The organism is Psychroserpens mesophilus (genome assembly GCF_000826645.1).
GTDB lineage: Bacteria > Bacteroidota > Bacteroidia > Flavobacteriales > Flavobacteriaceae > Psychroserpens > Psychroserpens mesophilus.
In genome coordinates this window covers 335,285-348,639 of the sequence record NZ_JXJP01000008.1, presented here as the reverse complement: position 1 = coordinate 348,639, position 13,355 = coordinate 335,285, and the positions used below count along the sequence as shown (strand labels likewise).

The window sequence follows — 13,355 nt, the reverse complement described above, 5'->3', positions numbered from 1 at the left end:
AGCCTGTCTTATACATTCATATGTATAAGGAAGGTTTTTTTGTTTTTAAAGTAGACGATCTAAGGTGTTATATAAAACTAAGAATAAACAATTTATATAAGATTTTATGAAAATCTCTACGCGATTCTCTTTTGCTAATATGATTACATGTATGGTAGTCTGTTTAGTTTTTTCTTTTCAAGATGTTTTATCACAAACCATTTCTGCCACAGATGGGACAAGTCCATGTCAAAACTGTGCTCCTCCAGGTTGGACAGATAATGGTGGAACGCCAGATGTGTCTAGCTCAACCGTTGCTGCGGCTATCGGAGTAGGTGGAGGTGGAGCTACTTGGGATTTTCCTGCAAATGGTGATGTTTTACCTTTGCCACCAAATGGACATGCAGACTGGATATCTTTAAGAGATATAAACAGTACTGAAGAAACTGTTATTACAACAATGTCTGGTTTGGTTGTTGGTCGAACTTATGAATTAATTTTATACTGGTTTGCGCCAATATCAAATAATGATGGACAAGGACCAGATTATTATGCAGGAACATTTATTGAGGATTTCGATTATCAAATAGGTGCAAATCCAAGACAAACTATTATTGTAGATGTTGCTGATCGGAATCAATGGAATACAGTAGCAATACGATTTACCGCAACTGCTACAAGTATGAATTTTTCTTTTTTTCCTGGAAACGATTCTACACCAAGAGGAGGTGGGTCTAGAATAGTTTATGAGACTATCCAGTTGTCCATAACATTAAATGCTATAAATACAGCCCCAGCAGCTGATAACAATTCAGATACCACACCATATAATACAAGTACAACCTTTAATGTGACCACCACAGATGTTGATTTCGATGGTAATATTGTTGACTCTACAGTTGATTTAGATCCATCAACACCTGGTATTCAAAATTCGATTACTAATGCTAATGGCACTTGGAGTGTTGATGCTACAGGTGATGTTACATTTGATCCAATACTAGGTTTTACAGGAATTGCTACTCTAGATTATACAGTACAAGACGACTACGTTCTTGATGGGTTTCCTCAACCAGCAACTTCAAATATCGCTACCTTAACTGTTGATGTATTAGCTCCGACTGTAGTAGCAGAAAATGATGATTTTAGTGGTACGCCAATTGATGCCACATCCGGAGGAACGACAGCAAGTGTGTTTGGCGATAACGGAAACGGCACAGATTTATCAGATGGATCACCAGCAACAGATGGAAACATTAATGACAATATTAGCATAACTAATGATGATGGTTTAACAGGTGTTTCAATCAATTCAGATGGTACGATAGATATTCCAGCAGCTAGTACACCAGGTAGTTATACAGTAACCTATGAGATATGCTTGAATGCACCAGATGATTCCATTTGTACAACGGCAGATGTTTCAATAGAAGTGTTGGCAACACCGACCATAGTAGCAGAAAACGATGATTTTAGTGGCACGCCATTTAATCCAATTACAGGTGGAACAACAACAAGCGTGTTTTCTAATAATGGAAACGGTACGGATTTAGCAGATGGATCACCAGCAACAGATGCTAACATAGATAATAATATCAGTATCAGTAATGATGATGGATTAACAGGTGTGACAATAAATACAGATGGAACAATTAATATTCCTGCTGATAGTGCACCCGGAATTTATACTGTTGAATATTCAATATGCTTAGATGTTGATAATTCAATATGTGATACAGCAAATGTATCTGTAGTTATTGGGAATTGTCTAGATTTTCCAACAAACGATTGCGATAATGATGGAGTCTTGAATGCTTCTGATATATGTGAAGGTTTTAATGATTTTGCAGATACTGATGGAGATTCAGTACCTGATGGATGTGACTTAGATGATGATAATGATGGTCTTTTAGATTCAGTAGAATGTAATGCATCAAATGCATTGATAAATGGTGATTTTAATTCAAATCTGGTTACAGGTTGGACTGAATCTGGTGATTTAGATTGGTTTAGGTCTGGAATAGGAGGTGGAATTGCAAGATTTATTGCTGATGATTCCGATTCAACTTTCGAACAAACTGTAACAGTGTATCAAAATGTCTTAACTGCATTTACATTTCAGGATGGCGCAGATGCCAGTAGTGCAGTTAATACTACTTTAGAAATTTCTGTTGATGGAACTGTATTATATAGTAAAACGGCTGCACAAATTCAAGCCGATAATGGCGGTGTCAATGTTTTTTCTACACAAACAGTTTACTTCGTTTCTCCAACGGGTTCTTCTGTAATAAGCATAAGAGCATTTTCTAACGGTCCAGGAGTTTCTGATGATCTAAGATTAGACAATCTAGTTGTAGAACTTTGTCAGGACACAGATGGCGGAGGAGTTCCAGATTTTCTTGATGCAGATAGCGATAATGATGGATGTGCTGATGCTCTTGAAGGTGATGGTGGTTTTACTTTGGCAGATTTGGATGATGAAGATAGTTTAGGAGATGTCGTTGACGCTAATGGTATTCCTTTAGTTGGAGGTTTTTCAGCTCTGCAAAATGATGTTAGCGCAATTAATCCACTTGTAACTTCTTTAGAGTGTGATGACGATAAGGATGGTGTTAGTAATTTGAATGATCAATGTCCTGGCTTTGATGATGCCCAAAACCATGATGGTGATGCATTAGCTGATGGTTGTGATGACGATGATGATAATGACGGAATATTAGATACTGTTGAAAGAGGATATACCATCAACAGTCAGCCAATTTGTGGTGCACATACTACATTAGATTTTAGTAATATTCCTACAGAAGAGGTAGGAGACGGTTTCATTGGTACTGTATATGAAGGTGAAGTATTTAGGTTTGCTAATGTTGCAACTGGAATTGATGCTTTAGTTACAGTGAATGAAATTTATAATTGTATTGTTTTCATTATTGATGAAAACACGACAGATCCTAGCTTTTTTAAACCTGAAATTGTAGTTGTAAATATTCCTGCTGGTCAACAACCTTTTGTTGAATATGATTTTCAATTTGTACAATCAGGAACATCGACTCCAGTAATTATCCCTGAACTCTTTATTAATTTTAATGATATTGATGGTAATGCCAACCTTTTTGAACAGAACTGGACAGAATATCCAATTAGTTATACTCAGGACAATCCTAGCGAAGTTACTATTTCAGATGTTGGACCATGGATTGTTGGTACGTCTAGTGATATGAATTTCTCTGGAACTTCAAATGCAAATCCTCAATCTAATTTTTCTACACGATACTTAAATACTTCTGGTCAAACCATTAGATTAGGATTGTTAACCACTACAGCTAATACACCAGTTACTAGAAGGCATAGTGTTGAATTTAATTGTGTTTCAAATTTTGCAAATCCGGTTACAACATTATATGATATTGATCATGACGGAATTCCAAACCATTTAGATCCTGATAGTGATAATGATGGCTGTTTGGATGTAGTGGAATCTGGTGGTATAGATGATAATAATGATGGATTCCTTGATGGAACTGGGTTTGATGGTAATGGCCTCGTAGCAGGCGGTGTAGGAGGTTACGATGGTGCTAATGGCACCGAAATTATTAGCGATGTGGTAACTAATGTTACTATTGCACCTAATCCTGATCCAGCTGTAATTTGTGAGTCAGAAAATCTAGTGTTGACAGCAACTACTTCTGGAATTCGTGTTACCGATTTTGGTTTAACTGGAAGTGCTATTGATGATACTACTATTGCCATACCAGTGGCAGATTTTAACTATCAATGGTATTTGGGTACAACAGCATTGGCAGATGGAGCGCAGTACTCTGGTACGCAAACGGCAGTATTGACAATTAATAATGTTCCTGCGAGTTTTGACTCAAATGTCTATAGGTTAGAAGTTTCAACAATTAACAACCAGTGCCCAGAAGAAGCTAGTATTACTATTATTGTTAATCCAGCACCAAATGCAGTAACAGTATCAGCGACAGATGCGAGTGTGTGTTCAGGAGAAGATGGCGAGTTTGTAATCACAGGAGATGCAGGTGATACCGTAACCTATAGTATAGATGGAGGCGGATTAATTGCAGCAATTATTCCAGCTGATGGTACATTAGAGATCGCAGTCCTAGGCATCACAGGATTTAACAGGCGTAAGTGCAACAATAACTATTGACGCAGCACCAAATGCAGGAGCTGATGGTACTGTTGAAATCTGTGTTAATGAAGATTTAACCGAAGCTGAAATTTTTGCAGAATTAATAGGTACACCTTATGCAGGTGGCGTTTGGACTGATGGTTCAAATAACGTTGTGATTTTCCCAATTACAGAAGCTGGTGTTTATACTTATACAGTGACTGGAAATGGAGCATGTGCTTCAGTAACAGATACGGCAACAGTAACGGTTACCGAATGTCCTTTGCCTCTTATTGAAGTTTTAAAAACGGCATCTGTTATCGATAATGGAGATGGTGTTATTGGAGTTGGAGATCAGATTAATTATACTATTACAGTAGAAAATATCGGTAATTTGATATTAAATAATGTTATGATAGTAAGTGATGATTTAACTGATTTAAATGGTAATCCACTTACTCTCGATTCTCCTCCAACATTTGATCCATTAAATTCAGATAATATTGAAGGAGTACTATTAGTAGGTGAAATAGCAACTTATATTGCTAGCTATATAATCACACAAAGTGATGTTGATGCTGGAGGTGTTAGTAATAGCGCTGTTGCTTCAGGAGTTGGTCCAGGAGGAACAACCGTTAGTGATCAAAGTGATGATCCTACAGATCCAACTAATAACGACTTGGACGGAAATGGTGATCCTGATGATCCAACAGTAACACTAACTGATTCAAACTTTGAATTATCTGTACTGAAAGAAGTTGATATTTTTGAACCATTAATAGGTGATAATGTAACCTTTACTATTACGGTTTCTAATGAAGGTTTTGTAACTGCAACTGGAATTGTTGTTGAAGATGTGTTGCCTAGTGGATATACATTTGTTGAAGCAATTACAACTGCTGGAACATATTCAGATGTGACAGGAGAGTGGATTTTTGGTCAGTTAAATCCAGGTCAAGTTGAAATGCTTCAAATTACTGTTGAAGTTCTAGGATTTGGTGACTATTTAAATACAGCTAGAATTTTGAATATCAATGATCAGAATTTGAATAATAATGAATCCTCTGCTCGTGTTGATCCAATATGTTTAACTATTTATAATGAGTTTTCACCTAATGGAGATGGTGTAAACGAAACATTTATAATAGATTGTATTGAAACATTCCCAAATAACACATTAGAAGTTTATAACCGTTGGGGAAATATCGTGTATTCTAAAAAAGGATATAGAAACGATTGGGATGGAACTTCAAACGGAAGAGCTGTTATGAGTGAATCTAATCAATTGCCAGTTGGTACATATTACTATGTAATTGACTTAGGTAATGGCTCAGAACCAAGAGTTGGATGGTTATACATTAACAGATAATAATAAGGCAAGATTAAAAAACAATATTAAAATGATACAAAAATCATCATTAGTTAAAGGATTAATACTATTAGTGTTTTGTGCACTAATGATTAATACTAGTTTTGCACAGCAAGACCCTCAATATACACAGTATATGTATAATACAATGAGTGTTAATCCAGCTTATGCTGGACAACGGGAAGTGTTAAGCGTAACAGGCCTATATCGTACACAATGGGTTGGTATTGATGGAGCCCCAAAAACTCAAACGTTAGGAATTCATGCTCCACTTAGAAATGATAAGATTGGTCTTGGACTTTCTATTGTCAACGATGCATTAGGTCCTGCAAACGAAACATATATAGATGCTAACTTTTCATATTCGATTCAGCTTAATGAATCTTTAACAAAGTTGTCATTCGGTGTAAAAGCTGGAGCACATTTATTGGATACCGATTGGAGCAAAGGACGTTTTCAAAATCAGAGTGATGCCGTTTTTCAAGAAAATGTTAGCTTATTTTCTCCAACAATCGGAGCAGGTGTGTATTTACATAACAGAAAATGGTATGTTGGTTTATCGGTTCCAAATTTCTTAACAACAGAGCATTACAATGATTTTCAGGAATCTGTTGCAAAAGAACGAATGAACTATTACTTAATTGCTGGATACGTATTTGATTTAAGTGAAAATACCAAGTTTAAGCCAGCAGCCTTAGTGAAAGCTGTTTCTGGAGCTCCATTAATTGCAGATGTTTCAGCTAATTTTTTATTCAACGATAAGTTTACTTTAGGTTTAGCTTGGCGTTGGGATGATTCGTTTAGTGGTCTGGCAGGCTTTCAAGTTACCGATGGCTTATATGTTGGCTATGCTTATGATGCTACTACGACCAATTTAAATAATTACAACAGTGGTTCACATGAAATCATGCTACGTTTCGAAATGCAAAAATTAGGTAGAATATTATCACCTAGATTCTTCTAAAAAAAATGATTATGAAAACAAAAAGAATACTATCTATATTGGCATTGAGTTTTATTGTTACAATAAGCTATGCTCAAAAAGGAAAAGTAAGACAGGCTAAAAAGGAATACGATAATTTAGCTTATGTAAAAACCAGTGAGATTTTACTAGAGGTTGCAAATAATGGTTATAAATCAGTCGATTTACTCCAGAAGCTTGCCAATTCATTTTACTTTAATAACCAAATGAAAGAAGCCGCACAATGGTATGGTGAATTGATGGCGATGTCTGAAGATATGGATCCTGAGTACTACTTTAGATATGCTCAAGCGCTTAAGTCTATCGAGAACTATACAGAATCTGATAAATGGATGCGAAAATTTTATGAGGCAGATCGTAGTGATTTGAGAGGAAGAGCGTTTGCGTCAACCGTTGATTATCTTTCTATGATTGAAGAAGCAAGTCGGGATTTTGAAGTGGTAAATATGGATATCAACACAGAGTTTTCAGACTTTGGAACTACGCAATATCAAAATCAATTGGTTTTTGCTTCAGCAAGAGGTGGAGGAAAAAAATACATGTGGAATGAACAACCTTTTCTCGATTTGTTTTCAGCAGATAAACAAGAGGATGGTTCATACAGTAATGTAACTGCGTTCAATGATCAGGTCAATACCAAATTTCACGAGTCAACGGTGTCCTTCACACCAGATGATCAGGTGATGTATTTTACGAGAAATAACTATTACAATAAAAAGTATAAGAAAAGTGAAGATGGTACAAACCGACTGAAGATTTTTAAAGCGACTTTAGAGGACGAGGAATGGACAAATATTGAATCTGTACATTTCAATAGCGACGAATACAGTGTTGCGCATCCTACCATAAATCTTAAAGGGACAAAGATGTATTTCGCTTCAGATATGACCGGAACTTTAGGTAAATCTGACATTTTTGAAGTTGATATTAATCCTGACGGAACTCTAGGAGAACCTGTTAATTTAGGTCCTTCAGTAAATACAGAAGGTCATGAAACCTTTCCGTTTGTGAATTCTGAAGGCGATTTATTCTTTTCTTCTAACGGATTTAGTGGATTAGGAGGATTAGATGTGTTTGTGATTAGAGAATTTGAAAAACGCAGAGAATTAAACCAACAACTAATTCTTGAAAATATTGGTCGTCCAATTAATAGTCCGATGGATGATTTTGGTTATTATGAAAACGTCGCTACAGAAGAAGGCTTTTTTACATCCAATAGAGATGGAGGAAAAGGTGATGACGATATTTACAGCTTTAAATTTCCTGAATGTGAGCAAGTTGTAGAAGGTATTGTGAGAGATGAAGAAACCGACGAGATCATTGTAGGAGCAAAAGTAACTCTATTAGATGCTGAAGGTGTAGTGCTTAATTCACAAATTATAAGTGCTGATGGTACTTATAAATTTGAAAAATTAGAATGTGAGAAAGAATATTTAATCAGAATCGAGGCTGAAGATTATGAAACGGTTGAAGAACGCTTTACCACACCTAAGAAAAAACAAGATTTAGTGATTAATCCTAAATTAGAAAAAGACGTTAAAGGCATTACTGAAGGAACAGATTTAGCACAAACACTTGGTATTCCAATTATTTATTTCGATTATGATAAATATGATATTCGTTATGATGCCGAAGTTGAATTGCAAAAAGTATTGGCAGTTATGAATCAATATCCAAATATGATTGTTGATATAAAAAGTCATACTGACTGTAGAGGAAAAGCAGATTACAATGCCAAATTATCTGAAAATAGAGCACAGGCAACTCGAAATTATCTGATTTCTAAAGGAATTGATGCTTCAAGATTAACAGCGAAAGGTTATGGCGAATCTCAATTGGTTAATGATTGTGGTTGTGAACCAACTAACAATTCAGATTGTACAGAAGAACAGCATCAACTCAATAGACGTAGTGAGTTTATTATCGTGAAAATGTAAAATTTATTAAATAAACGTTAAAAGCTGTCTTTTTTAAGGCAGCTTTTTTGTTTCTAGTCCGTTTTTAGAAATTTAGTTGTTATTTTTGTTAGCTATGAAATGAGCTAATGCAATTAGTTATAGTAACTAATATGTTTATTAGCAAATTGCATCTGAACCAATAAAAAATAAATTGCCAGATGAACGAAGAACACGTAATTCTTGTAAACGAACTTGATGAACAAGTTGGTACTATGCCTAAAATGGAAGCGCACGAAAAAGCGGTTCTACATCGTGCTTTTTCAGTGTTTATTTTTAATGATAACCATGAATTAATGTTGCAACAACGTGCAAAGCATAAATACCATTCACCTTTACTTTGGACGAATACGTGTTGCAGTCATCAACGTGTTGGAGAAACAAATATTCAGGCTGGCAAAAGACGTTTGCAGGAAGAGATGGGATTCGTTACAGAATTAAAGGAAACAACTTCTTTTATTTATAGAGCGCCTTTTGACAACGGATTAACTGAGCATGAATTCGACCATATCATGGTAGGTTACTACAATGGTGAACCTAGTCTTAATTTAGATGAAGTAGAGCGTTGGAAATGGATGTCATTAGAAGCTGTTAAAGTAGATATTGAATTACATCCAGAGCTTTATACAGCTTGGTTTAAAATTATTTTTGATAAATTTTACGAACATATAAATATCGCTAAGCAATGAGAGTAACTGTAAGTAGAAAAGCTCATTTTAATGCAGCACATCGATTGTATCGTAAAGATTGGAGTTTCGAAAAGAATGATGGCATCTTCGGTAAATGTAATAATCCTAACTTTCATGGACATAATTATGAACTTATAGTTAGTGTCACAGGTGAAATCGATAAAGAAACAGGATATGTCATCGATATGAAGATTTTGAAAGACATCATTAAATCTGAAGTTGAAGATGCTTTTGATCATAAAAATCTTAACGTTGAAGTGCCAGAATTTAAAGATTTAAATCCGACAGCCGAAAATATTGTCGTGGTGATTTATAATAAAATAAAGCCCAAACTTAAATCAGATTTTGATCTAGAAATTGTACTTTACGAAACACCAAGAAATTTTGTAACATACTCAGGATAATGAATCAAGACTTATATCCAATTAAGTTTCAACCCATTTTAAAAGAAAAAATTTGGGGAGGACAAAAACTTCACACCCTACTCAATAAAGATTCTAAATTACCTAATATAGGTGAAAGTTGGGAGATTAGTGATGTTGAAAATGATACTTCGGTCATTTTAAATGGTGCTTTAAAAGGAAAATCATTAAAAGATCTTTTAGAAATTTTTAAAGCAGATTTGCTAGGCGAAAAGAATTATAAAATCTTCGGAAATAAATTTCCATTACTAATTAAATTTATTGATGCCAGAGAAGATTTATCAATACAATTACATCCGAACGATGAATTGGCTGCAAAGCGTCATAATTCCTTCGGAAAAACCGAAATGTGGTATGTGATGCAAGCAGACGATGACGCAAATTTAATTGTTGGTTTTAATCAAAAGATGACACCAGAAAAATATCTGAAGCATTTAGAAGATAAAACACTTACCGAAATTTTAAATTTTGATCAGGTTAAAACGGGAGATACCTATTTTATTGAGGTCGGACGAGTGCATGCTATTGGAGCAGGAGTGTTGCTAGCCGAAATTCAACAGACAAGTGATATTACCTACCGCGTTTACGATTGGGATCGCGTTGATGATAAAGGTAATGAACGAGAGTTGCATAATGATTTAGCTATTGATGCTTTCAATTTTGAAATGGAAGATGATTTCAGGGTTGCATATGAAACTGATAAGAACAGTTCAAATGAAATGGTGAGCTGTCCATATTTTACAACGAGTTTTCTTCATATTACGGAGCCTATTTTAAAAATAAACACCAAGGATTCCTTTTTTATTTACATATGTGTTGAAGGTGAAGCAATGATTGAAACTGAAAATGCTTCAGAATTCATACAAAAAGGCGAAACCATTTTAATTCCAGCTGGAATAGAAACCTATAAAATAACGTCCGCAAATGCAAAACTATTAGAAGTTTATGTTTAATTTTGTAGCAAATAAATTTAAGTAATTATGGCAAATGTTAGAGACCTAAAAAAAGATATCAATTTCGTTTTAGGAGATATTATAGAAGCAGTTTATGTGTGGGAATATACCAACACTGATAAAGACACTAAAAAGAGTGAAGCAATCATAGATGAAGCGATTACCACTTTTGATGAGTTAATAGCTAAAGTTAATGATAGAAATGTTGAGAATAAAAAAGCACATTTCAAAGCTATCAATAATGAGCTAGAAGAGAAAGGAAGAGCCTTAATAGAAAAAGTAAATAAATTATAAACTTTTTTTATCGAGCTATTTGCAAATATCATTTTCAAGTTTATATTTGCAGGCTGAAAAGCCGATGTAGCTCAGCTGGCTAGAGCAGCTGATTTGTAATCAGCAGGTCGTGGGTTCGAGTCCCTCCATCGGCTCAAAAGATTTATCCAATACTAATTTAGTATTGGATTTTTTTTTTTAATTCTAAAATTGAGAAGATTTATATGTTGTGTCGTCGATGTAAGACGCACAATCAGTTTTTGAAGTATAAAAAAAGCTCCATTCATGTGATTGGAGCTTTTTTAAATTTGTATTAATTATTTTCTGTGGCTACTCTCAGATCAATGGTTTCTTTAAGCAGTCTACCATACTTTGATTCTTTTATTTTTGGAGTTAATGTGTTATATATGGTATCTAAATATTTAACAGTTGTATTCGGGATTTCGTAAACTGCTAAATATGGAGCAACTTCACTATCAGGATGATTTAAAGCAAACTGAATAGTGTACGTGTATTTTTGCTTTAATGATTTTTGTTGTTGTTCACTAAATGACGTATTGCTATTCGATTCAAAATTAGATTGAAGCGCATCTAAATTCCTGTTATTTAATTTTAATAATGTCGATAAATACTTTTCAAGTACTTCCTGTTGTTTTGATCCTTTAACTTTAGCGTTAAAATTAAAAAGTTTTGTGTTTGATTTCACTTCAGTAACTCCTGAGTCGGCAAAGAAAGATACCCAATTTTCTTGATTGTCATTTTGATCTAGTTTAAGCGTTAATATTTCAGGCTCTTTGAGATCTGTATGCAATTCAAAGTTTGAATTTCCATTAATTTCAAGCGAATCTAGGATAACGATAATTGAATCTTGTTGTTTCTGTAAATAAACGGTTCCTTTTTTTAAACCTTTTACATAGCCTTTTAGTGTAAAGTTCGAGTCTGTATCCTTTCCACAAGACGTTTGAAGAAGGACTAATGTAATTAAACTTAAAAATTTAAAGATTTTTGTCATGTTAAATTATAAAAATTATGTGTTAAGTTATTGGAGCTACTATCCTCATTAATTCAGCTGTAAGCATTGCGCCATACGTGCCAACTACATACCCAAAAACAGCTAATAAGACGCCTACTGTTGCTAAGGATGGATGAAATGCAGCAGCTACAACTGGAGCAGAAGCTGCGCCTCCAATGTTTGCTTTGCTTCCAACAGCCAAAAAGAAATATGGAGCTCTGATTAATTTCGCTACTAAAAAAAGTAAACCTACATGAACTGCCATCCAAATTAAGCCAACTATAATTAATCCTGGATTATCAACAATTTTTGTAAGATCCATCTTCATGCCAATAGTTGCAACAAGAATATAAATGAATACACTTCCTATTTTACTCGCGCCTGCGCCTTCATATTGTTTTATTTTGGTAAATGATAATAAAATGCCCAAAATGGTCGCTATTGAAATCATCCAAAAGAATTGAGATCCAAACGAAGACCATGCTGATTTTTTATCACTCACAACCTCAACATTAGCTTTTAAAAATTCAGAAATTTCGTTCGCGCCAAAATGTGATAGCCCCACAATTGTGAAAGCAATACCTAAAATAACCATGAAATCAGCTAGAGTTGGATTTCTTGAAATACTTGACGCATAACTAGATACTTTTTCTTTCAAAATTTCAATAGAACTGTTATCTGCCTTTAACCATTTATCAATTTTTTCTTGTTTACCAATACCTAATAATAGAATAGCCATCCAAATATTAGCTACAACGATATCAACAATAACCATACCTGCATAATTTGCGGTGTTGTACTCATAAATTTCCAGCATAGCTGCTTGATTGGCACCACCACCAATCCAACTTCCAGCTAAGGTTGAAAGTCCTCTCCAAACCGCATCCGGACCAGCACCACCTACGGTTTCTGGTGATATCAATGCGATTAAAAAAACAGCAATTGGTCCACCAATAATAATTCCTAAAGTTCCTGTGCCAAACATGGCTAAAGCTTTCCAACCTAAATTAAAAACTGCTTTTAAGTCTATACTAATTGTCATAAGTACTAAGGCAGCTGGAAGCATAAACCGACTTGCGATATAATATGCTTGCGATTTCCCTGTAGCCTCGACTAATGAACCTTGCTCGTTTTCTAATCCCCATTCAGGAGCAATAATGCCAAACGTTGTTAATGCGGCAGGTAACATATATGCCATTAATAATGCAGGAACATACTTGTAAAATTTTTTCCAAAAACCGTTCTCACTTGTTGAAGTATAAAAAACAAATCCCAACGTTAGCATCAGTAGTCCAAAAACTATGGTGTCATCGGTAAAAAATGGTTTAACTTCAATTAATTGATTGGTGTCCATACACAATTATTTAGGGTCGCAAAATACCAAAATTAATGCGCATAAAAAAACGACTCTTTAAGAGTCGTTATCTTTGTTTTTATTTGGTTTTGGTTGTCTGTTTTTTTCTTTTAAATATTGCATTAGCATCCACTCAATCTGTCCATTGGTGCTTCTGAATTCGTCAGCAGCCCATTTCTCGATGGCTTTGAGCATATCTTCATTAATTCGTAATGCAAATGCTTTCTTCTTCGACATG

At 34.7% G+C, this 13,355-nt stretch carries 11 protein-coding genes and 1 tRNA gene; 9 read left to right on the top strand and 3 right to left on the bottom strand.

What is annotated here, in order from left to right; all coding sequences use genetic code 11:
• Positions 1–106: 106 nt before the first annotated feature.
• From TD18_RS08885 to TD18_RS08845, 9 genes are all read left to right on the top strand, one after another.
• A complete protein-coding gene (locus TD18_RS08885; protein ID WP_152611345.1) occupies positions 107–4,147 on the top strand; it encodes an Ig-like domain-containing protein in 4,041 nt (1,346 codons plus the stop codon).
• A 136-nt stretch (positions 4,148–4,283) separates the two neighbouring features.
• The gene (locus TD18_RS16680) at positions 4,284–5,477 is read left to right on the top strand and encodes a T9SS type B sorting domain-containing protein (RefSeq protein WP_052461106.1); all 1,194 of its coding nucleotides are present in this window, start codon (positions 4,284–4,286) and stop codon (positions 5,475–5,477) included.
• A 31-nt stretch (positions 5,478–5,508) separates the two neighbouring features.
• Positions 5,509–6,441, top strand: a complete 933-nt coding sequence (locus tag TD18_RS08875; protein ID WP_052461122.1) for a PorP/SprF family type IX secretion system membrane protein — start codon at positions 5,509–5,511, stop codon at positions 6,439–6,441.
• A gap of 11 nt (positions 6,442–6,452) precedes the next feature.
• Positions 6,453–8,396: an OmpA family protein gene (locus TD18_RS08870; protein WP_040251975.1), complete on the top strand. Its 1,944-nt coding sequence runs from the start codon at positions 6,453–6,455 to the stop codon at positions 8,394–8,396.
• Positions 8,397–8,575: 179 nt separating this feature from the next.
• Positions 8,576–9,103: an isopentenyl-diphosphate Delta-isomerase gene (gene idi, locus TD18_RS08865; protein WP_040251387.1), complete on the top strand. Its 528-nt coding sequence runs from the start codon at positions 8,576–8,578 to the stop codon at positions 9,101–9,103.
• Positions 9,100–9,507, top strand: a complete 408-nt coding sequence (locus TD18_RS08860) for a 6-pyruvoyl trahydropterin synthase family protein (RefSeq protein ID WP_040251384.1) — start codon at positions 9,100–9,102, stop codon at positions 9,505–9,507. The genes idi and TD18_RS08860 overlap by 4 nt, the downstream gene beginning before the upstream one ends.
• Positions 9,507–10,478, top strand: a complete 972-nt coding sequence (locus tag TD18_RS08855) for a type I phosphomannose isomerase catalytic subunit (RefSeq protein ID WP_040251382.1) — start codon at positions 9,507–9,509, stop codon at positions 10,476–10,478. The genes TD18_RS08860 and TD18_RS08855 overlap by 1 nt, the downstream gene beginning before the upstream one ends.
• Before the next feature lie 27 nt (positions 10,479–10,505).
• Complete coding sequence (locus tag TD18_RS08850) at positions 10,506–10,772, top strand: hypothetical protein (protein ID WP_040251379.1); 267 nt, start codon at positions 10,506–10,508, stop codon at positions 10,770–10,772.
• 60 nt (positions 10,773–10,832) lie between these two features.
• Positions 10,833–10,906: transfer RNA gene (locus TD18_RS08845), tRNA-Thr, on the top strand.
• 158 nt (positions 10,907–11,064) lie between these two features.
• Here TD18_RS08845 and TD18_RS08840 read toward each other — a convergent pair.
• From TD18_RS08840 to TD18_RS08830, 3 genes are all read right to left on the bottom strand, one after another.
• On the bottom strand, positions 11,065–11,763 hold the full coding sequence (locus tag TD18_RS08840) for a DUF4369 domain-containing protein (RefSeq protein ID WP_040251376.1): 699 nt from the start codon (positions 11,761–11,763) through the stop codon (positions 11,065–11,067).
• A gap of 22 nt (positions 11,764–11,785) precedes the next feature.
• Positions 11,786–13,099 (bottom strand): DUF819 family protein, encoded by a 1,314-nt coding sequence (locus tag TD18_RS08835; protein WP_040251972.1) that lies wholly within the window; start codon positions 13,097–13,099, stop codon positions 11,786–11,788.
• Between the two features lie 75 nt (positions 13,100–13,174).
• Positions 13,175–13,354, bottom strand: coding sequence for a hypothetical protein (locus TD18_RS08830; RefSeq protein ID WP_040251374.1), 180 nt, complete (start codon positions 13,352–13,354; stop codon positions 13,175–13,177).
• Between the last annotated feature and the right edge of the window lies 1 nt (position 13,355).

Coding starts and splice junctions, on each gene's coding strand:
- TD18_RS08885 (WP_152611345.1), top strand. CDS start 107: ATGAAAATCTCTACGCGATTCTCTTTTGCTAATATGATTACATGTATG.
- TD18_RS08870 (WP_040251975.1), top strand. CDS start 6,453: ATGAAAACAAAAAGAATACTATCTATATTGGCATTGAGTTTTATTGTT.
- TD18_RS08830 (WP_040251374.1), bottom strand. CDS start 13,354: ATGTCGAAGAAGAAAGCATTTGCATTACGAATTAATGAAGATATGCTC.
- TD18_RS08855 (WP_040251382.1), top strand. CDS start 9,507: ATGAATCAAGACTTATATCCAATTAAGTTTCAACCCATTTTAAAAGAA.
- TD18_RS08850 (WP_040251379.1), top strand. CDS start 10,506: ATGGCAAATGTTAGAGACCTAAAAAAAGATATCAATTTCGTTTTAGGA.
- idi (WP_040251387.1), top strand. CDS start 8,576: ATGAACGAAGAACACGTAATTCTTGTAAACGAACTTGATGAACAAGTT.
- TD18_RS08860 (WP_040251384.1), top strand. CDS start 9,100: ATGAGAGTAACTGTAAGTAGAAAAGCTCATTTTAATGCAGCACATCGA.
- TD18_RS08840 (WP_040251376.1), bottom strand. CDS start 11,763: ATGACAAAAATCTTTAAATTTTTAAGTTTAATTACATTAGTCCTTCTT.
- TD18_RS08875 (WP_052461122.1), top strand. CDS start 5,509: ATGATACAAAAATCATCATTAGTTAAAGGATTAATACTATTAGTGTTT.